Origin of the sequence: Nonomuraea sp. NPDC003709 (assembly GCF_040610775.1) — a bacterium.
GTDB classification, from domain to species: Bacteria; Actinomycetota; Actinomycetes; order Streptosporangiales; family Streptosporangiaceae; genus Nonomuraea; species Nonomuraea angiospora_A.
Genome location: NZ_JBEXMW010000005.1, coordinates 149,541 through 169,767 on the forward strand (window position 1 = coordinate 149,541; position 20,227 = coordinate 169,767).

Genomic DNA, 20,227 nt, shown 5'->3' on the forward strand with positions numbered 1-20,227 from the left:
CGCCGGGTCAGCCGCTGGTGAGCGTGAAGCCCTGCTCGGTGCCGAAGGCGGTGATGCGGTCCTGCCACGCCTTCAGCGCGCCGGCCAGGTCGCCGCCGCCGTCGATGGCCTGGCCCACGGTGTCCTTGAAGACGCTGTTGGCGTACACCTGGAACGGCAGGTACTGCCAGCCGGGGTTGACGGCGGCCGAGGCGTCGCCCAGGACCTGGTTGATCTTCTGCCCGCCGAAGAAGTCCTGCGGCGCGTCACGGAAGGCCGGGTCGTCGAGCAGCGCCTTCGTGGCGGGGAACAGCCCCGCCTCGGAGTTCAGCGACTTCACGGCCTCCGGGTCGGAGTTGAGCCACTCGGCGAAGGCGACGGCGGCCGGGACGTTCTTGCTCTGCGGGATGACCGCGACCGACGAGCCGCCGTTCTCGGCGTTCATCGGCTTGGCCGCGTCGAACTGGGGCATCGGCGCGACCGCCCACTTGCCCTTCGTCTTGGGGATGGAGCTGATGATGCCGTTCGGGGCCCAGGCGCCGGTCAGCCAGGCCGCGTACTTGCCGGAGCCCATGCCCTTCCACCACTCGTCCGTCCAGCCGGGCTGCGGGTCCACCAGCTTCTCGCCGAGCAGGGTGGTCCAGGTGCTGACCCACTGCTTGGCGCCGGGGTCGGAGGACAGCGTGACGCCGACCGAGCTCTCGCCCGAGGTCTTGAACGGCGCGCCGCCCGCCTGCCAGATCATGCTGTCCACGCCGCCGGCGTCACCGGGGTCGATGGTGGTGAGGAAGTTGTCCGGGTTGTCGGCCTTGATCTTCTTGGCCGCGTCCACGAACTCCGCCCACGTGGTCGGGGGCTTGATCTTCAGCTTGTCGAAGATGTCCTTGCGGTAGAACATCGCCATCGGGCCGGTGTCCTGCGGGATGCCGTAGACGCCGCCGTTGATCGCCACCTGGCCCCACGCCGCGGGGGCGAACTTGTCCTTCAACGAGGCGGCGCCGTAGTCCGCCAGGTTGACGACCTGCTTGGCCAGCGCGAACTGCGGGAGCGCGAAGTACTCGACCTGCGCCACGTCGGGCGCGCCGGAGCCGGCCTTGATCGCGGTCTGCAACTTGGTGTACTGGTCGGCGGACTGCCCCGCGTTCACCACGTTGACCTTGATGTTCGGATATTTCGCCTGGAAGCGGGCGACGGTCTTCTCGATCCCCGTGACCCAGGTCCAGAACGTCAGCTCGGCCGGCTTGCTCAGCGCGTCCTGGACGGCCGCCGTCGCGCTCGGGGCGGCGGCCGGTGCGGTGGCGCCCCCTCCAGAACCGCCACCGCACGCGGCCAGCGCCAGCGACAGGGCCGCGGCGACACCGGCGGTCATCGCATGTCTTCTCATGATGTTTCCTCACTCACGGGGGTTACTGCTTGACGCTTCCGGTGGCCAGGCCCGACTGCCAGTACCGCTGCAGCACCAGGAAGGCGACGATCAACGGCACGATGGACAGCAGGCTGCCGGTCAGGATGAGCTGGTAGCTGGCGTCGCCGGCGCCCGAGGTGCCGCTGTTGGCCTGGGCGTTCCACTGGTTCAGCCCGACGGTGAGCGGGAACCAGTCCGGCGAGTTCAGCACGATCAGCGGCAGGAAGTAGTTGTTCCAGGTCGCGACCAGCGCGAAGAGCAGCACCGTGACGAACCCGGGGGCCAGCAGCCGCAGGGCGATGGTGCGGAAGATCCTGAACTCTCCCGCGCCGTCGATGCGGGCCGACTCCAGGATCGAGTCGGGCACGGCGTCGGCCGCGTAGACCCGCATCAGATAGAGGCCGAACGGGCTGCACAGCGCCGGGATGAGCACCGCCCACGGGGTGTCGACGAGCCCGACCTGGCTGAAGAGCAGGTACGTCGGCACCGCCAGGGCCGTGCCCGGGATGGAGATCGCGCCGAGCACCATCGCGAACAGCAGCTTGCGGCCAGGGAAGTCGTACTTCGCCAGAGCGTACCCGCCGAGAGTGGCCAGCAGGGCGGCGCCGCCCGCGCCCACCACGGCGTAGAGCACGGTGTTGCCGAACCAGCGCAGGAAGATGCCGTTCTGGTAGCTCAGGGTGTCGCCGATGTTGGCGAACAGGTGGAAGTCCCCGCCGAACCACAGCCCGAAGGTCGAGAACAGGTCGGCGCCGCTCTTGCTGGCGTTGGCCAGCAGCCAGAACAGCGGGAGCACCGCGTACCCGAACATCACCAGCATGATCACGGTGAGGGTGGCGCTCTTCCTGCGGCGCTTGGCGGCGGGGGATCGGTGCGCGCCGGACCGGTGCGTGGCGACCGCGGTCACAGGGTCTGCTCCCTTCTCGCCGTGATGAGCTGAACGGCGTACGCGACCACGACGGTGACGAGGCCGAGGACCACGGCGACGGCGGCCGAGTAGTTGATCTGCTGGCCGTTGAAGGCGAGGTTGTAGGCGTACATGTTGGGCGTGTAGCTGGTCGAGATCACCGCGGGCGCGAGCTTCTGCAGGATGTTCGGCTCGTTGAAGAGCTGGAAGCTGCCGATGATCGAGAAGATCGTCGCCACGAGCAGCGCGGGGCGCAGGGCGGGCAGCTTGATGCTCCAGGCGATGCGGATGGCGCCCGCCCCGTCCATCTCGGCGGCCTCGTAGAGCTCCTCGGGGATGGCCCGCAGCGCGGCGTACAGGATGATCATGTTGTAGCCGACGTACTCCCAGGTCACCATGTTGCCGATGGAGGTCAGCATCCAGGAGCGCGACAGCAGGTCGGGGGCCGCGACGCCGAGCGCGTCGCCGATCTGGCCGACCAGGCCGAACTGGTCGCCGTACATGTAGCCCCACATGAGGGCCGCCACCACGGCCGGCACCGCGTACGGCATGAAGATCGAGATGCGGAACAGCGACGGCCAGCGCAGCCGGCCGCTGTCGATGGCGAGCGCGCACCCCAGGGCGATGAGCAGCATGACGGGCACCTGCAGGACCAGGAAGAGCGCCACGCGGAGCAGGCCCGCCCCGAACAGCGCGTCGCCCAGGGCGCGGGTGTAGTTGGCCACTCCGGAGAAGACCGTGCCGCCGATGAGGCGGTCCTGGAAGAAGCTGAGGTAGATCGCGTACGCCAGCGGCGCGACCACCGCGACCAGGAAGACCACGAAGAACGGCAGGAAGAAGGCGTAGCCGGCGACCCGCAGGCGCAGGAGCGGCCGGCCGAGGCCGGGCCGCGCGGCCCGCGCGGTCATGTCGCGCTCCTCTGCGATGTTCGCGCTGCCACGAATACTGGCACTGAGCTCTCCTTGTCGGGGGCCATCTGCGGCGGATGAGCCGCGCTGCTACCTGCGCCACCGTGGGCCTGCCCGCTGCGGTAGCTGCGATGATCGTGTGTTTACGTAAACATGAAGAAGGTGTCCCGTAGTCTGGAGCCGCCGCAGGATCATGTCAATAGGTAACCGTCAGTTAACATACGTGGCGATTTGGTGGTCTTTTATGTCGATCTCTCGCGGCCATTGACGGCTGGGGCATGTTTACGTAAACATCTGGCGAGAGCATCGGACGATCAGAGGTGGCAGTTGGACGGGACGACCCAGGAATCACCGGCGGGACGACGCTCGCGCAGGCGGCCGTCCATGGCCGACGTCGCCGCGATGGCCGGGGTCTCCAGCCAGACGGTCTCCCGGGTGGTCAACAACCGCAGCAACGTCGAGGAGGAGACCCGCCAGCGCGTGCTGTCGGCCATGCGGGTCCTCGGCTACCGGCCCAACACCGCTGCGCGCGCCCTGGTCACCGGCCAGTTCCGCACCCTGGGCCTGATCAGCTTCGGGCTGTCCAGCTTCGGCAACGCCCGCACCGTCGACGCCGTCACCCGGGCGGCGCAGCGCGCCGGCTACACCGTGAACATGATCGCCGTCGAGTCGCAGACCGAGCAGGCCGTGCACGAGGCGTTCGACCAGCTCACGGTGCAGGCGGTCGACGGCATCGTGCTCATCGAGGCGCAGATCCTCGACACTCCCTCGCTCCGGCTGCCGCCGGGCGTCCCGGTCGTGATGGCCGACGGCGACGTCAGCCACCGCCACCCCATGGTGGACACCGACCAGGCCCTCGGCGCCCGGCTCATCACCCGCCACCTGCTCGACCTCGGTCACGAGACCGTCTGGCACGTCGCCGGGCCCGAAGACTCCTACGCCGCGCGGCGCCGGGCCGAGTCCTGGCACGCCACTCTCAAGGAGGCGGGGGCCGGCACTCCCCAGTTACTGTTCGGCGACTGGAGCGCGGCCAGCGGCTACAAGGCAGGACGCGAGCTGGCGCGGCGGCCCGGCGTGACGGCCGTCTTCGCCGCCAACGACCAGATGGCCCTCGGCGTGATGCGCGCGATGATCGAGGCGGGTCACCGCGTCCCCGAGGACGTCAGCATCGCCGGCTTCGACGACCTCGACGAGTCGGCCTACCTCTCCCCGCCGCTCACCACCGTCCGCCAGGACTTCGACGTGGTGGCCGAGAAGATCGTGGCGCTCATGATCGGCCAGATCGAGACCGGGGCGGCCCCGTCCGCCACCGCTTTCGTCGCCCCCGAGCTGGTCGTCCGGCAGAGCACCGGCGCGCCGCCCCGTACGTGACCCAGAAAGAAGGGAGGAGCGGCGGACCTCGCCCCGACGAGGCCGCCGCGCCGACGATGAACGCCGTTCCTCGCGATGTCAGCCCGGTCCCCGGGACCGCCGGCGCCCCGTCACCGGCCGACCGGCTCCGGCGCCGGCTCGGCGGCGTGGCCTTCGGCGGCGACTACAACCCCGAGCAGTGGCCGGCCGAGACCAGGGCGGAGGACCTGCGCCTCATGGCCGAGGCCCGGGTGAACCTCGTCACCGTCGGCGTGTTCGGCTGGGCCCGCGTGGAGCCGGCGCGCGGCGCGTACGACTTCTCCCTCTTCGACCAGGTCCTGGATGACCTGCACGCGCACGGGATCACCGCCGACCTGGCCACCATGACGGCCTCGCCGCCGCCCTGGCTGGTCCACGAGCATCCCGAGATCCTGCCGGTCACCGCCGACGGGACCGTGCTCGGCCCCGGCGGGCGGCAGCACTTCTGCCCGTCCAGCCCGGTCTACCGCGAGCGCGCCGCGCTGCTGGCGGAGCGGCTGGCCGAGCACTATCGCGGCCACCCGGCCCTCGGCCTCTGGCACGTCGGCAACGAGTACGGCTGCCACATCCCCGCCTGCTACTGCGAGGTGTCGGCGGACGACTTCCGCCGCTGGCTGCGCGAGCGGTACGGCGACGACATCGAGGCGCTGAACGACGCCTGGTCGACGGACTTCTGGGCGCAGCGCTACGCCACCTTCGACCACATCCGGCCGCCCCGCGTGGCTCCGACGTACCCCAATCCGGCCCAGCAGCTCGACTACCTGCGCTTCAGTAACGAGGCGCTGCGCGCCTGCTACGACCTGGAGGCCGGCATCCTGCGGCGCGTCACCCCCGACGTGCCGATCACCACGAACTTCCTGGCCGGACTGAAGGCCGTGGACGTCTTCGACTGGGCGCCCGGGCTGGACGTCGTCGCGGTCGACTCCTACCCCGACCCCCACGACGAGCGGCCGCACCTCGGCCCCGGCCTGGTGTACGACACGATGCGCGGAGCCGGCGGCGGGGACCCGTGGATCCTCATGGAGCAGGCGCCGAGCGCGGTGAACTGGCGGGCCAGGAACGCCGTCAAGCAGCCGGGCCGGATGCGGCTGTGGAGCTGGCAGGCGGTCGCGCACGGCGCCGACGCGGTCCTCTACTTCCAGTGGCGGCAGTCACGGGGCGGCGCCGAGAAGTTCCACTCCGGCATGGTGCCGCACGCGGGCGCCGACAGCAGGGTCTACCGCGAGATCGTGGCGCTCGGCAGGGAGCTGGCCGCGGTGCCCGACCTGGCCGGCACGCGGGTGCGCAACCAGGTGGCGATCCTGCTCGACTGGAACAGCTGGTGGGCGCTCGAGCTCGACTCCCACCCCTCCGACGGCGTGCGCCAGCAGGACCGCCTGCTCGACCACTACGGACCCCTGTTCGAGCTCGGCGCGGGCGTGGACGTGGTGCCGCCGTCGGCCGACCTGACCGGCTACCGGCTCGTCGTCGTGCCCAACCTCTACCTGCTGGCGGGCGAGGACGCGCGGCGCGTCTCGGCGTACGTCGCCGGCGGCGGCGCGCTGGTCGTCTCGTTCTTCAGCGGCATCGTGGACGAGCACGACCGGGTCCACCTGGGCGGCTATCCCGCGCCGCTGCGTGAGGTCCTCGGGGTGCGGGTCGAGGAGTTCTGGCCGGCGGCCGAGCACGAGACGTTCCCCGTACGGGGCTGCGGTGCGCTGGCGCACCTCGAGGGGACGGCCGACCTGTGGCGCGAGGACCTGCGCCTCACCGGGGCCGAGCCCGAGGTCGTCTTCGACGGCCCCGACGGCCGCCCGGCCGTGACCAGGCACGACTTCGGCGAGGGAACCGCCCGCTACCTGTCGACCCGCCTCGACGAGCCCGCCATGCGGGCGGTCCTCGCGCGGGCGCTCGCCGAGGCGGGTGTCACGCCCGCCGTCGAAGGGCTGCCTCCGGGGGTCCAGGCGAGCGTGCGCGCCGGCGCCGGCCGCCGCTTCCTGATCCTGCTGAACCACACCGGCGAGAAGCACGACGTGACCCCCGGCGGGGAGTGGACCGACGCCCTCTCGGGCGAGGACGTCGAGTCCGTCACGCTGCCGCCCTCGGGCGTCGCCGTGCTCCGGTCCGTGGCGGGTCAGTAGACGAAGGGCCAGCCCGCGCTGTCGTACCCGAGGAGGTTGATCCCCAGCAGGGGCGCGCCGTTGTCGGCGTAGTAGTGGTAGTAGAGCACCTCGGCGTCGCTGTCGGGGACCACCGCCTGGTGGCCCGGCCCGTGCACGCTCCCGTGCCCGGCCAGGACCTGGGTGCCGCCGCCCGAGGTCATGGCGACGCCGTTGCGGTCCACGTACGGGCCGGTGACGCTGGTCGAACGGCCGACCATGATCCGGTAGGTGCTGCTCGCCCCCTGGCAGCAGGCGTCGAACGACACCCACAGGTAGTAGTACGAGCCGTGGCGGAAGATGAACGGCGCCTCGATCGCGGTCGTGCCGGTGCGCTGGGCCAGGCCGGTGATCGAGGTGCCGAGGCGCCTGCCGGTGGCGGGGTCGAGCTGGATGAGCTTGATCCCGGTCCAGAACGACCCGAAGGACAGCCACCAGCGGCCCTGGGCGTCCACGACGAGGTTCGGGTCGATGGCGTTGTAGTTGCTCGACGAGGTGGTGGAGATGATCATGCCCTGGTTCGCCCAGGAGCCTGACGCGCCCGTGGTGCTGGTGGCCAGGAAGATCGCCGAATTGCGCGAGCCGAACGTCGAGGCCGAGTAGTAGAGGTAGTAGCGCCCGTTGCGGTAGGAGATGTCGGGCGCCCACAGGCTGGCGCTGCCGCCGGTGTACGACGTGGTCCACGGCGCGCCGCCGGGGAAGACCACGCCGGCGTTGTGCCAGGCGGTCCGGTCGGTCGAGGTCTTGATCGTGATGTTGTCGCCGGTGTGCACCAGCAGGTAGGAGCCGTCGGGCCGCTTGACCACGCTCGGGTCGTGCACGCCGATGTCGCCCGTCACCCGTCCGGGATTGGGAAAGGCCGCCGGGGGAATGGTCGGCGTGGCCAGGGGCACGGGCTCGGGCCGCACCGCGGCGGCGCCGAGCAGGAGGGCGACGAGAGCTCGTTTCCACATGACGTGACCTCGACGGTGGGGGGTGGCTTGACTGCGACAGTCAGGGTTACCGGTCACATGAGTGGTGTCAAGCACGCCTGCCGCCCTCGCAGGTCGGGCGCCTGAAACTTTCACACCCGACCTGCGCGCCGTTCATGACGAGGGCGGCTCGGTCAGCTCGTGCAGGCGGCGCAGCAGCGCGGCCTGGCGGGCATGCGCGCGTACGACCAGCACCAGCGCCCCCGCGACGAACAGCCCTCCGACCGCCAGCGGCAGCCCGAGCCCGGTGCCGCGCTGGACGGCGAAGGCGGCCAGCACACCAGTGGTGGTGAGCGAGGCGGCCAGGCCGAGCCAGGCGGCGATCACCCGGTCGGCGGCGAACAACGGCACCCGGCGCGTCACCAGCCAGCCGCCGTAGCAGGCCCAGGCCAGGCAGAACACGGTGAGCGTCGCGAAGGCCAGGTGCGTGCGTCCCGGCAGCGGCCCGGGCTCGCTCCACCACAGCGCGCCCACGAACAGCGCCCCGGCCGACCCGGCGGCCAGCGCCACCACCGCCCGGAGCCGCCGCTTCGGCGACAGCGCGGGCTCGAGCCGCTCGATCATCTCTCGCGCCGACAGGCGCGGTTCGTCCTCGGTCATGCCCGGGATCCCTTCTCCTCGAGGTGTTCACGCAGCAGGCGACGGGCACGGTTGAGCCGGGACTTGACCGTGCCGGCGGGGATCCGGCAGATCTGCGCGCAGTCCTCCACCGACAGGTCCTCCAGGTAGAACAGGACGAGGATCTCCCGCTCCAGCACCGGCAGCTCCGACAGCGCGCTCACCAGCTCGGCCCGATCCACCACAGCCTCCACCGGGTCTTCGGCGACCACGGCGCGGCCGGCGAGCTCCTCCCGGGCGTACTGGCTGCGCAGGCGGTCGGTCACCGACCGGCGGGCGATCGTGAACAGCCAGGGCGCGAACCGGGTGGGCTCCCTCAGCCGCGGCAGGCCCCGGATCACGGCCAGCCACACCTCCTGGCTCACGTCGTCGGCCCGCTCGGCGTCCAGCATGCGCCGTACGTACGTCCACACCGGCACCCGCCAGCGCTCCACCAGCTCGGCCAGTGCCGCCCGCTCACCCAACTGGGCGCGGACCACCAGCAGCTCATCGGTCATCTCGTCCTCCCGTCACCCAGCACAGTCGGACGAGAAGCCGATCAGGTTCACGGCCGCCGGGTCGCCGAAAGTATGACCTCGCGGCGGCCGAAAGGCCGAACCAGCACGAGCCCTTACGCCGATGAACCGGCGCCCCCGCGATTGCCACCATCGAGCCATGACCCACACGAAGGCGGGCCGGCTCATCCCCGCCGGACTGCTCGTCCTCAGCGCCGTCCCCGTGATCGCGGGCGCCATCCGCGCGGCCGAGCTGGCCGGCGGCGCCGCCATCACTCCGGACAACGCCCGCTTCGTCGCCGCCCCCGCGCCCGTGCTGCTGCACATCGCCGGCGTCACCGTCTACAGCGTCCTGGGCGCCTTCCAGTTCGCGCCCGGATTCCGCCGCCGCAGGCCCGCCTGGCATCGGGCGGCCGGGCGGGTGCTGGTGCCGGCCGGCCTGGTCGCGGCCCTCGCCGGGCTGTGGATGACCCTGTTCTCCGACCTTCCGGCCGGCGACGCCGGGCTCCTGACCGTCTTCCGCCTGGCGGCCGGCTCGGCCATGGCCGGCTCCCTCGTCCTCGGCTTCGCCGCGATCCTGCGCCGCGACGTCGCCCGGCACCGCGCCTGGATGATCCGCGCGTACGCCCTCGCCATGGGCGCGGGCACGCAGGCGGTGGTCCTGTCCGCCTGGTACGCGGCCACGGGCGCCGATCCCCACGCCGCCACCAGGGCCCTGCTCCACGGCCTGGCCTGGGGCATCAATCTCGCCGTGGCCGAATGGGCCATCCGCAGGAGGCCCCCGGTCAGCCGGTCGGTGGGGCGGATCAGCCGTTCGGCGGGGTGAAGGGCTCAGCCGCCGATTCATGACATGGACGGATGTGTGGCTCGCTGCCGGATTGAGAGGCTGACGGCCCCTAGCCAGTCGGAAGGAGCGAGAACACATGCCAGAAGCGCGCGAGGGAAATACGGGCGCGGTGGTGAGCCGTCGTGGGGTGCTTGCCGGTGCGGGCGCCGCGGCGGTCACCCTGCTGGGCACGGGCGACGCCGAGGCCCAGACCGCGCCGGAGGCGTTCGGGCCGGTGACCGTACGTCCGGGCGACATCCGCTACGACCAGCTGCTGCGCGGCAACAACTTCCGCTTCGTCGGCCGCCCGGACGAGATCCGCGTGGCCGGGTCGACCGAGCAGGTGGTGCGCGCGGTGCAGGAGGCGGTGCGGTCCGGCCGGCGGGTCGCGGTGCGCAGCGGCGGTCACTGCTTCGAGAACTTCACCGCCGACCCGGCGGTGCGGATGCTGCTGGACCTGTCCCCGATGGACGCGGTCGGCTACGACGCCGGCCGGCGGGCGTTCTCCGTGCAACCCGGCGCCACCCTCGGTCACGTCTACCGGACGCTGCTCACCGGCTGGGGCGTGACGATCCCCGGTGGCAGCTGCCCGGAGGTGGGCGCCGGCGGGCACTTCGCGGGCGGCGGGTACGGGGCGCTGTCCCGGCGGTACGGCTCGGTGGTGGATCACCTGTACGGCGTGGAGGTCGTGGTGGTCGACCGCGACGGCACCGCCCGCGCGGTCGTCGCCACCCGTGACCGGGACGACCCGAACCACGACCTGTGGTGGGCCCACACCGGCGGTGGCGGCGGGAACTTCGGCGTGGTCACCCGGTACTGGCTGCGCTCGCCCGGCGTCACCGGCACCGACCCGTCGCGGCTGCTCCCCCCGGCGCCGGGGCGGATGCTGCAGCACGTGGCCATCTGGTCCTGGGAGCACATGACCGAGCAGGCGCTCACCGGGCTGATGCGCAACTTCGGAAACTGGCACGAGGGCAACAGCGCGCCCGGCTCCCCGCATGCCGGGTTGTACGGGATCCTCCTGATCTCGCATCGCGTCGGCGGGACCGTCACGCTGGTCTCGCAGATCGACGCGGACCTCCCCGGCGCCGACGGCATGGTGACCGACTTCGTGTCCGCGGTGACCGCCGGCGTCGACCTCACCCCGGCGCTCGACCTGCGGCGGACGATGCCGTGGTTGCACCGGATGACCTGGCCGGGCAGCGGCGAGCCGGGCGACGTGATCAACCGGCGGTACAAGATAAAGGCCGCCTACCTGCGACGCTCGCTCACCGAGCCCCAGCTCGCGGCCGCCTACCGCAACCTGACGAACTCCACCGGCGGGCCGGACGCCGGCATGCTGCTGATCGGCTACGGCGGCCAGGTCCGCGCGGTGGCGCCAGGGGCCACCGCGACCGCCCAGCGGGACGTGGTCATGAAGGCCGTCTACCAGACGATCTGGCGCGACGAGGCGGACGACGCGGCCAACCTCGCCTGGGTCCGCGAGTTCTACCGCGACGTGTACGCCGGCACCGGCGGCGTGCCCGTGCCCGGCGAGGTGGACGACGGCTCCTACATCAACTATCCGGACGCCGACCTGGCCGACCCGGCGTGGAACACCTCGGGCGTGCCCGCGCACACGCTCTACTACAAGGACAACTACCCGCGCCTGCAGCGGGTGAAGGCCCGGTGGGACCCGCGCAACGTCTTCCGGCACGCGCTGGCCGTCGAACCTCCCCAGGCCGGTTGACCGGCATCCGGGCTAGATTGTCCGCCGGGGGCAGGCGCCGGGGAGGAGGACGCGGATGAGCGATCCGCCGGCACGGTGGTCCGTGGCGTTGACCGTCGGGCCGTACGCGCTGCTGGCGCTGCTGACCGGTGTCACCGTGGCCATCAAGGGTTCGGCGGGCGAGTCCCTGATCGTCGACCTGGTGCTGTGCGCGCTGATGGCGGCGTGGATGCTGGGCGTCTTCACGCTCCGTCCCGCCTGGCGCGAGCGGGCGCCGGTGATGGCGGTGTTCTGCGCGGTGCTGATCCTGCTCATGGCGATCCTGGCGATCAGGGACCCGTGGTTCGGGGCCTTCACCCCCGCCGGGTACGTCTACGCCTTCCGGCTCCTGCGCTGGCCGTGGCAGCCGGTCGGCGTCGGCGCGGTGGCGGTGGTGGCGGGCACGGCGCAGGCGTACGGCGTGGACAAGACCACGGTCGCCGGCCTGGCCACCTACGGCGCCGTCGTGGCCGCGAACGCCCTCCCCATGTGCGCCTTCGCCTGGTTCGCCAGGCGCGGCGCCCGGCAGAACGAGGAGCGGGAGCGCGCGCTTCAGGAGGCCCGCGAGGCGAACCGCAGGCTGGCGGCGTCGCTGGCGGAGAACGCGGCCCTGCACGAACGGCTGCTGGCGCAGGCGCGCGACGCCGGCGTGCAGGACGAGCGGCAGCGCATGGCGCGGGAGATCCACGACACCCTGGCGCAGGGGCTGACCGGCATCGTCAGCCAGCTGCGCGCGGCCGAGCACGCCGGCGACGATCCGGCGGCCTGGCGCGGGCACGTCGCCGCCGCGACCAAGCTGGCCAGGGAGAGCCTGTCGGAGGCGCGGCGGTCGGTGCACGCGCTGCGTCCCGAGCAGCTGCGGTCGGCCATGCTGAGCGAGGCGCTGGCGGGCGTCGCCGAGCGCTGGTCGGCGCTGCACGAGATCCCGGTCCAGGTCACGACGACCGGTACGGCGCGGCCGATCCGGCCGGAGGCGGAGGCCGCGTTGCTCAGGATCGCGCAGGAAGCCCTGGCCAACGTGGCCAAGCACGCGCGGGCGACCAGGGTGGGGGTGACGCTGTCGTACCTGGAGCACGAGACGGCCCTGGACGTCCGCGACGACGGCGGCGGCTTCGACCCGGCGCTGCTGGACGCCGCCGCCGACGGCTTCCGGGCCGATCGCGGCGGGTTCGGCCTGATCGCGATGCGGCAGCGGATGGAGAGCCTGTCCGGCACGCTGCAGGTCGAGTCGGAGCCGGGCGGCGGCACGGGCATCTCGGCCCGCGTCCCCGCCGAGCGGGCGGAGGTGAGCGCGTGAGCCGCCCCGCCGGCCCGATCGGGCTGCTGATCGTGGATGATCATCCGGTGGTCAGGGACGGGCTCGCCAGCATGTTCGCCCGCGACCCGGAGTTCGAGGTGCTCGGCGAGGCCGCCGACGGGGCCGAGGCGGTCCGGCTGGCCGAGGCCCTGCGTCCGGACGTGATCCTCATGGACCTGCGGATGCCCGGCATGGACGGGGTGAGCGCGACCAGGGAGCTCGCCGAGCGGGGGAGCCAGGCCCGCGTGCTGGTGCTGACCACGTACGACACCGACAGTCACGTGCTCCCCGCGATCGAGGCCGGCGCCACCGGATACCTTCTCAAGGACGCTCCCCGCGACGAGCTGCTGCGCGCGGTCCGGGCGGCGGCCCGGGGCGAGGCGGTGCTCGCGCCGTCGGTGGCGGCCCTGCTGATGAGCCGGGTACGCCGGCCCGCCCCGGGGCCGCTCAGCCCGCGCGAGGTCGAAGTGCTGCAACTGGTGGCGGCCGGAGCCACGAACCGGGAGGCGGCGGCCAGGCTGTTCCTCACCGAGGCCACCGTCAAGTCCCACATGCTGAACATCTACGCCAAACTCGGGGTGAACGACCGCGCCGCCGCCGTCACCGAGGCGTTCAACCGGGGGCTGCTCGTCCCACGAAATACCGGGTCATGACGGGTCATCGCCGGATACGGTCTGATCATGCGCGTTCATCGACCTGGATTCGTGGCACTCGCCGTACTGGCCGCGTTGTCCGGTGGGTGCGGTGGCGCCGCGCCGGCCCCTGGCGGGGCGGGCCTGCCGGCGCCGCCGGGCACGGGCAAGGGGCTGCTGGCAGGCAAGGTCGTGGTGCTCGATCCCGGGCACAACGGCGGGAACGCCGCGCACCCCGAGCAGGTCGACCGCCAGGTCGACATCATCACCAAGAGCAAGGCCTGTAACGCCGTCGGCTTCAGGACCGCCGACGGGTACGAGGAGAACGCCTTCGCCTGGAGCGTCACCCAGCACCTCAGGCCGCTCCTGGAGACGATGGGCGCCCGGGTCGTGCTCACCCGGAGCAACGACGAGGGCATCGGCCCCTGCGTCACCGAGCGGGCGGCCATCGGGAACGAGGCCAGGGCGGACGCGGTGGTGTCCATCCACGGCGACAGCGGCAAGCCGAGCGGGCACGGGTTCCACGTGATCACCCCCGGGCTGATCGCCGGGCGCAACGACGAGGTCATCGAGCCGTCCCGCAAGCTCGGGCTGGCGATCCGCGACGCGTACCGGGACGGCACCGGCATGCCGTACGCGAACTACCGAGGCGAGGACGGCCTGCGGTCCCGCACCGACCTGGGCGGGCTCAACCTGTCGACGCGGCCGGTCGTGTTCATCGAGTGCGGCAACATGCGCAACGCGGGCGACGCCGCCAAGATGACCGACGTCGCCTTCCGCAAGCGCATCGCCGAATCGCTGGCGAACGGGATCAAGAACTATCTCACCGGCGCCTGACCGAGCCGCGGCGCCGGTCAGTACGTGGCGGGCAGCTGGGTGGTCAGGCCGGCGGTCACGGCGAACGAGACGGACGTGACGCTCGCGGTGGCGGCGGTCAGGCCGGTGGCGGTGGCGCGCAGGGCGATGGTGCCCGGCGTGCGGGAGGCCCGGATGAAGACCCGGTTCACGCCCGCCTCGGTGTCCAGGTAGGGCTTGTGGACGCTGCCCGGTTTGCCCGGGTTGAAGCCGCCCAGGAAGGCGGCCGGGCCGGTGAGCGTGAAGTCGACCCGGGCCTGGTGGGTGGGCATCCGGCGGCCCTGCGCGTCCACGGCCTCGACGTCGAAGAAGGCGATGTCGCTGCCGTCCGCGCGTAATCCGCCGGGCGCGCTGCGCGGCGTCAGCCGGAGCGCGGTGGCGGCGCCGGTGGTCGTCTTGGAGGCGCGGACGATCTCCTGACCGGCCGCGTCGTAGCCGACGGCGGTGATCGTGCCGGACTGCCAGCCGACCCCGGCGAAGGAGTACAGGAAGTCCTGGGTCGCGGAGGTGTCGTCGCCCACCTGGGCGCCGTTGACGAGCAGCCGCACGCGGCGGACGTGGGAGGAGGCCATGACGTACACGGACTTGGCGGTGCCGGCGGGGTAGGTCCAGTGCCCGATGATGTGGATGTCCGGGGTGGGGCTCTGCATGACGCGGAAGGTGTGCAGCGACTCCTTGGGGATGCGGACCGCGTCGACCCGGCCGGACAGGCGGGCGCACTCCCAGTTGTACTGGCGGCCGTGCTGGTTGGAGTCGGCCCAGACGAGGGCGGCGGCCCCGGAGTAGCGGCGATCGCCGGGCCCCTGGATGCGCTGCCCCCAGAACTCGTAGCGGGTGGCGGCGGCGTGCGGGCCGGCGAAGTCCTCGGAGGTCAGGTGGTAGGTGACGTCCGGGCCGGTCACGTAGCCGAAGTCCGGGGGAGAGTAGTTGTCCCAGACGCGCCGCGGCGCCTCGTCCCGCGTGTACTCGCACTCGATGATGGGCTTGCGGTCGCGGGCGTAGGCCGAATAGTGCCGGTTGAGCATGGTGCCGACGTATTCGGCGGCGTCCACCGCCGCGGTCCCGCCGTACGCGGAGTCGTCGGAGATGGCGCGGCAGCCCATCGCCCGGCCGCCGTTCGGGTCCCAGGTCTTGCGCAGATCGGTCATCTGGCGCATGTGCTCGGCGGTGATCCAGTTGTTCCCGGCCTCCCAGAACAGGATGCTGGGGCTGTTGCGGAAGTAGATGAGCACGTCGCGCATGAGCTCGACCCGCTGCTCCCACTGCCGGCCGGTGGCGTCGGACTCCTTGTCGCCCGCGGGCTGGACGGAGACGATGCCGTATCGGTCGGTCATGCGGATGTTCGCCGGGGTGGTGGCGACGTGCATCCAGCGGATCAGGTTGGCGTTGCTGTCGCGGATCATCTCGCCGTCGAGGTGCGTCATCCATTCCGGTACGGCCGCGCCGATAGCGGCCCACTCGTTGGTGGCGCGGACGGCGTAGCCGGTGAGGAAGACGTGCTTGTCGTTGATGTGGACGCCGCCGCCGCTCGTCCCGCCCTTGAACTCCGCCTTCCGGAACCCGGTGACGATCGGGTACGCGTCCAGCACGGTACCGCCCTCCGAGAGGACCACCTCCACGGTGTAGAGGTACGGCCGGCCGGGCTCCCAGAAACGCAACTGGCTGATCCGCTGCGACAGCTTGACGATCTGCGTCTGCCCGGCGGCCAGCGTGACCGGCGATCCGGTGATGGTGGCGCGGACCTGGCCGTCGGCCTGGACGACGTTCGCGGAGACCGTGACGGTGCGGGCTGAGGTCTGCTCGTTGCGGACCTGGGCCTCGACGTTGACGGTCGCCGTCGCGCCGGAGACGTTCACGACGCTCGGGTAGACGTACGTGCCGACGGTCCGCAGGTTGGTGTAGAGCGGCAGCGTGAAGTACGTCCTGGGCAGCACGTACATGCGCACGTTGCGGGTCAGCCCGCCGTAGGTGGGATTGAAGTCGCGGGTGTCCCACTGGAAGGCCGTGCCGGTGGACTGCTCGGGCCGCCATTTGGTGTTGTCGGCCTTGACCGCGATCACGTTCTCGGCGCCGAAGAGCACCTGGCCGGTGATGTCGAAGCCGAACGGCGTGACGCCGTACTCGTACAGGCCCACCTGGGTGCCGTTGACGTAGACCGTGGCCGCCTGCCGGACGCCCTCGAACTCCAGCAGCACCTTCTGCCCGGCGTGCGCGGCCGGGAGGGTGAACCGCTTGCGGTACCAGACCGGCTGCATCGCGACGGCGGACTCGCCGGAGCTGGTGATGTAGTTGTCGAAGGAGTCCACGTCGTTGAAGGTGTGCGGGACGCTCACGGCCGCCCATGCCGAGTCGTCGAACGAGGGCGCCTGCGCGTTCGCCACGTCCTGCTTGACGAACCGCCAGTCCGGGTTGAGGTTGTAGACCACGCGGCCGCTCGCCGTCGCGGCGGTCGCCTCGTCGGCGCGGGTGAGCCCGGCGGCGCCCAGCGCCAGGGCGCCGGCGGCGGCCAGCACCGTCCTCCTGCGCACGCCGGAGGCGGGTTCGATCGTTTGTCCCATGGGTCTTCTCCTGCCGGGTCAGACGTTGAGGAATCCGTCCATGGCGGCGGTGGGCCGCAGGGTGGCGGGGTCCCATGCCCCGCTGCCGTAGGTCGCGAACGGCGAGTAGACCTCGGGCTCCCAGTAGAACGTGCCGAGGCCGCCGAAGCTCTTCAGGCCGGTGATGAAGGCGCGGAGCGAGTCGCGTACCTGCGTGGGCTTGTTCAGCGGGCCGCCGTACTCGACGTGCATGACCGGTTTGCCGTACGTGCTCTGGATGGTGTGCATGTTGTCCAGCACCGGGGCCACGTTGCCGCCCTGAGCGTAGGAGGACAGGCCGGTGATGTCCCACCGGCCGCCGTTGTCCCGATAGGCGTTGAGGAAGTTCTGGACGCTGCCGAGGTTCTGCGGCTGGGCCAGGTGCACCAGCACGGGCGTGGCCGGGAAGACGTGCTTGACCATGTCGTAGGCGGCGTTGAGCAGGCCGGTCATCTGGGCGGGGCGGCTGATGCTCCCGACCGGTTTGCAGATGCCGGAGTTGGTCTCGTTGCCGATCTGCACCCATGCGGGCGTGACGTTGTTGTACTTGATCACGTTCATGGTGTGGTAGACGTAGTCGTACATCGCGTCCAGCATCTGGCTGTAGCTCATCGAGGCCCAGGCGGCGGGCGGGTTCTGCACCCCGACCGAGTTCCAGGTGTCGCCGAAGTGATAGTCGATGAGCACGGACAGCCCCGCGTTCTTGCAGCGTACGGCCATCGCGGCCGTCTCCTCGACGGCACAGTGGCCGTGCACCGGGTCGCTGGAGGGGTTGACCCAGGTCCGCAGGCGGATCGCGGTGATGCCGTACCCCTTGAGGATGGTGAACAGGTCCTGGGCGGTCCCGGCGCCGTTGCGCCAGCTCCGGCCCTGCGCCTCCATCTGCGGCATCCAGCTGATGTCGGCGCCCTTGACGAAGGTCGCCGCCTGAGCCTCCGGCGTTCCCGTGCCCGCGCCCAGTGCGAGCGCGCCGGCGCCGAGGAGGACCGCGCGCCTGCTCAGCTCGGCGGGTACGGACGTGCGCATGTCTGCCATGACCGACTTCCCCTTCCTAGGGTTAAAGCGGTTTAACCGTAAGAATAGAGTCTGGGAGCGTCAAGGTCGGCTGTCAGTGACGTGGTGGGAGCGGGGAGACGGGCCTGCTGGGCCGGGGAATGCCCGCTGAAAATTTCATGCCACGTGAAAGCGTTTCCGCGCTCACAGAGCCCGGACGCGGACGTCCCGGAGCGCGCTGCGCACGAAGCTCTCGTCGCCCGAGGCGGCCAGGTAGAAGCCCGCGCGGCAGGCGCTGCCCGAGATGGTGTGGCGCGGGTCGAGGGCGACGGACGCCGGGCCCTGCCGTTCGCAGTCGGGGACCGGGGCCAGCACCAGCATGCGGCGGCTCAGCCCGCCGAGCCACAGTTGCGGGCCGACGAGCACGCCGTCGCGGATCTCGCCGGGGCGCGACAGGCGCAGCGGCCCGCCGGCCGACAGAGTGAGGAAGCCGTCGGGGGTGAGCGTGCCGCGCAGGTTCTGCGCCCAGGCCCGCCGCTGCTCGAAGGTCATCCCGGCCCGCTCGTCCTGCAACGCGATCCGCCAGTCGCCGAACGCGAAGAGCAGGACCGGGCCGGCGGTGTCCACCCCGAGTGGCCCGGGCCAGAGCGTGACGTCGCCGGTGAGGCGGCGGATCATCGGCCGGCCGGCGGCGGTCTCGGCCTCGCCGTACAGCGGGGCGGTCAGGGAGCGGAACTCCCCGCCCTTCCCGGCACCGGTGAGGGACCGGTGCCCCTCCGCCTCCCCGGTGAGGGTGCCGCTGGTGTACGGCCGGGCCCCCAGCGAGGCCAGGTTCAGACCGGCCGGGTAGGTCACCTCCGCCCGCGACCCGTCGGGGAACGTGACCCGCAACGTCCTGGTCCCGCCCGTTCCGCTCGCCTCCGGGTAGACGGCATTGGGATTAACGGTGACCGCCTCGCGCACCGGCTTCGGCTCCGGCGGCTCCGGCGCGGGGCGGCTCGTGTCCCGGCTCGTGAGAATCCCGATGAGCGACCCGATGAGCGACACCGCCGCGAGAGCGACCAGCACCGCGATCCCTGCCCGGCGTGGCCTGCGCGGGCCCTGCTCGATGATGTCGACCCGGCCCGCGGTCATCGGCCTTCCCCTGTCGTACGGCTGTCCCCACCCAGTTCAGACCATCGGCGGGTGCGACGCCACGCCGGGCACGGGAATGTGATCCAGCGCACTATTCCCGTTAACTTCTCTGACGGGCCAATGTCGGTTTGATCGACATACTGTCGGCGAGGCCGCACCCCCTCAAGGAGGTTTCGTCGATGGAACGCCGTAATTTCCTGCGCGCGACCGTGCTCGGCGCGAGCACCGTCGCCTTCTCCGGCAGTCTGTGGCAGGGCGCCGCCCTGGCCGCACCGGCGCAGAACGCCCCCGGTCCCTACGGCCCGCTGCAGGCCGCCGACGCCAACGGCATCCAGCTGCCGGCCGGCTTCACCAGCCAGGTGATCGCCCGCTCCGGCCAGCCCGTCCCGGGCACGTCCTACACCTGGCACAACGCCCCTGACGGAGGCGCCTGCTTCGCCGACGGCAGCGGCTGGATCTACGTCTCCAACTCCGAGATCAACCCCGGCGGCGGCGCCTCGGCCATCCGCTTCGACTCCGGCGGAGCCGTCACCTCGGCGAACCGGATCCTGTCCGGCACCCGGCAGAACTGCGCGGGCGGGAAGACGCCCTGGAACACGTGGCTGTCGTGCGAGGAGGTCAGCCTGGGCTTCGTCTACGAGACCTACCCGTTCGGCGGCACCGCCGTGCAGCGGCCCGCGATGGGCCGCTTCAAGCACGAGGCCGCCGCGGCCGACCCCGTACGGCAGGTGATCTACCTCACCGAGGACGAGACCAACGGGCGTTTCTACCGGTTCGTCCCCACGACGTGGGGCGACCTGTCCTCCGGCACCCTCCAGGTGCTGGTGGCGGGATCGGCCACGTCGGGCTCGTTCACCTGGGCGAACGTCCCGGACCCGGACGGCTCGCCGACGGCGACGCGCAGCCAGGTGTCCGGCTCCAAGTCGTTCAACGGCGGCGAGGGCTGCCACTACGCCGACGACACGGTCTGGTTCACCACGAAGGGCGACAACCGGGTGTGGCAGGTCAACCTGACGAGCAACACCTACGAACTCGCCTATGACGACAGCCTCGTCAGCCCCGGCACCCCGCCGCTCACCGGCGTCGACAACGTCACCGGCTCCACCTACGGTGACCTGTACGTGGCCGAGGACGGCGGCAACATGGAGATCTGCCTGATCACTCCCGACGACAAGATCTCCGCGTTCCTGCGGATCGGCGGCCAGAGCTCGTCGGAGATCACCGGCCCGGCCTTCAACCCCGCGGGCAACCGGCTGTACTTCTCCTCCCAGCGCGGCACGTCGGGGTCGTCGTCCGGCGGCATCACCTACTGCGTGACCGGCCCGTTCCGGACCTGACCCGGAAAAGGCGGAATGGGT

At 71.5% G+C, this 20,227-nt stretch carries 17 protein-coding genes; 8 read left to right on the plus strand and 9 right to left on the minus strand.

The window, feature by feature from the left end:
• Window positions 1-7 precede the first annotated feature (7 nt).
• From ABZX61_RS17060 to ABZX61_RS17070, 3 genes are read right to left on the minus strand one after another with little or no spacing between them, the layout of a single operon-like run.
• Window positions 8-1,363: a sugar ABC transporter substrate-binding protein gene (locus ABZX61_RS17060; protein ID WP_355195428.1), complete on the minus strand. Its 1,356-nt coding sequence runs from the start codon at window positions 1,361-1,363 to the stop codon at window positions 8-10.
• A gap of 22 nt (window positions 1,364-1,385) precedes the next feature.
• The gene (locus tag ABZX61_RS17065; protein WP_355195429.1) at window positions 1,386-2,291 is read right to left on the minus strand and encodes a carbohydrate ABC transporter permease; all 906 of its coding nucleotides are present in this window, start codon (window positions 2,289-2,291) and stop codon (window positions 1,386-1,388) included.
• Complete coding sequence (locus ABZX61_RS17070; protein ID WP_355195431.1) at window positions 2,288-3,199, minus strand: sugar ABC transporter permease; 912 nt, start codon at window positions 3,197-3,199, stop codon at window positions 2,288-2,290. The genes ABZX61_RS17065 and ABZX61_RS17070 overlap by 4 nt, the downstream gene beginning before the upstream one ends.
• 384 nt (window positions 3,200-3,583) lie before the next feature.
• On the opposite strand from ABZX61_RS17070, the gene ABZX61_RS17075 reads away from it, so the two are divergent.
• Both ABZX61_RS17075 and ABZX61_RS17080 read left to right on the plus strand, forming a co-directional pair.
• Window positions 3,584-4,570, plus strand: a complete 987-nt coding sequence (locus ABZX61_RS17075) for a LacI family DNA-binding transcriptional regulator (protein WP_355195433.1) — start codon at window positions 3,584-3,586, stop codon at window positions 4,568-4,570.
• A 56-nt stretch (window positions 4,571-4,626) separates the two neighbouring features.
• Window positions 4,627-6,708: a beta-galactosidase gene (locus ABZX61_RS17080; RefSeq protein WP_355195435.1), complete on the plus strand. Its 2,082-nt coding sequence runs from the start codon at window positions 4,627-4,629 to the stop codon at window positions 6,706-6,708.
• Here the strand turns inward: ABZX61_RS17080 and ABZX61_RS17085 are convergent.
• From ABZX61_RS17085 to ABZX61_RS17095, 3 genes are all read right to left on the minus strand, one after another.
• On the minus strand, window positions 6,702-7,679 hold the full coding sequence (locus ABZX61_RS17085) for an arabinan endo-1,5-alpha-L-arabinosidase (RefSeq protein WP_355195437.1): 978 nt from the start codon (window positions 7,677-7,679) through the stop codon (window positions 6,702-6,704). The two genes, ABZX61_RS17080 and ABZX61_RS17085, sit on opposite strands and share 7 nt — an antisense overlap.
• Before the next feature lie 132 nt (window positions 7,680-7,811).
• The gene (locus ABZX61_RS17090) at window positions 7,812-8,297 is read right to left on the minus strand and encodes a hypothetical protein (protein WP_355195439.1); all 486 of its coding nucleotides are present in this window, start codon (window positions 8,295-8,297) and stop codon (window positions 7,812-7,814) included.
• Window positions 8,294-8,812 (minus strand): sigma-70 family RNA polymerase sigma factor, encoded by a 519-nt coding sequence (locus ABZX61_RS17095; RefSeq protein WP_355195441.1) that lies wholly within the window; start codon window positions 8,810-8,812, stop codon window positions 8,294-8,296. Before ABZX61_RS17095 ends, ABZX61_RS17090 begins: the two co-directional genes overlap by 4 nt.
• A 157-nt stretch (window positions 8,813-8,969) precedes the next feature.
• Between ABZX61_RS17095 and ABZX61_RS17100 the strand changes: the two genes are divergently transcribed.
• The 5 genes from ABZX61_RS17100 to ABZX61_RS17120 all read left to right on the plus strand — a co-directional run bounded on the left by ABZX61_RS17100 (window position 8,970) and on the right by ABZX61_RS17120 (window position 14,148).
• A complete protein-coding gene (locus tag ABZX61_RS17100) occupies window positions 8,970-9,635 on the plus strand; it encodes a DUF2306 domain-containing protein (protein ID WP_355195443.1) in 666 nt (221 codons plus the stop codon).
• Between the two features lie 97 nt (window positions 9,636-9,732).
• Window positions 9,733-11,364 (plus strand): FAD-binding protein, encoded by a 1,632-nt coding sequence (locus tag ABZX61_RS17105; RefSeq protein ID WP_355195445.1) that lies wholly within the window; start codon window positions 9,733-9,735, stop codon window positions 11,362-11,364.
• A 55-nt stretch (window positions 11,365-11,419) separates the two neighbouring features.
• A complete protein-coding gene (locus ABZX61_RS17110; RefSeq protein ID WP_355195447.1) occupies window positions 11,420-12,679 on the plus strand; it encodes a sensor histidine kinase in 1,260 nt (419 codons plus the stop codon).
• Window positions 12,676-13,332 (plus strand): response regulator transcription factor, encoded by a 657-nt coding sequence (locus ABZX61_RS17115; RefSeq protein ID WP_355195449.1) that lies wholly within the window; start codon window positions 12,676-12,678, stop codon window positions 13,330-13,332. The genes ABZX61_RS17110 and ABZX61_RS17115 overlap by 4 nt, the downstream gene beginning before the upstream one ends.
• A 27-nt stretch (window positions 13,333-13,359) precedes the next feature.
• A complete protein-coding gene (locus ABZX61_RS17120) occupies window positions 13,360-14,148 on the plus strand; it encodes an N-acetylmuramoyl-L-alanine amidase (protein WP_355195451.1) in 789 nt (262 codons plus the stop codon).
• A gap of 17 nt (window positions 14,149-14,165) precedes the next feature.
• On the opposite strand, the gene ABZX61_RS17125 is transcribed toward ABZX61_RS17120, so the two are convergent.
• The 3 genes from ABZX61_RS17125 to ABZX61_RS17135 form a co-directional block, all read right to left on the minus strand.
• A complete protein-coding gene (locus tag ABZX61_RS17125) occupies window positions 14,166-16,724 on the minus strand; it encodes a sugar-binding domain-containing protein (RefSeq protein WP_355195453.1) in 2,559 nt (852 codons plus the stop codon).
• Between the two features lie 18 nt (window positions 16,725-16,742).
• Window positions 16,743-17,777 (minus strand): glycosyl hydrolase 53 family protein, encoded by a 1,035-nt coding sequence (locus ABZX61_RS17130; protein WP_355195454.1) that lies wholly within the window; start codon window positions 17,775-17,777, stop codon window positions 16,743-16,745.
• A 162-nt stretch (window positions 17,778-17,939) separates the two neighbouring features.
• On the minus strand, window positions 17,940-18,869 hold the full coding sequence (locus tag ABZX61_RS17135) for a hypothetical protein (protein WP_355195456.1): 930 nt from the start codon (window positions 18,867-18,869) through the stop codon (window positions 17,940-17,942).
• 179 nt (window positions 18,870-19,048) lie between these two features.
• On the opposite strand from ABZX61_RS17135, the gene ABZX61_RS17140 reads away from it, so the two are divergent.
• The gene (locus ABZX61_RS17140; protein ID WP_355195458.1) at window positions 19,049-20,206 is read left to right on the plus strand and encodes an alkaline phosphatase PhoX; all 1,158 of its coding nucleotides are present in this window, start codon (window positions 19,049-19,051) and stop codon (window positions 20,204-20,206) included.
• The last annotated feature ends 21 nt before the right edge of the window (window positions 20,207-20,227 follow it).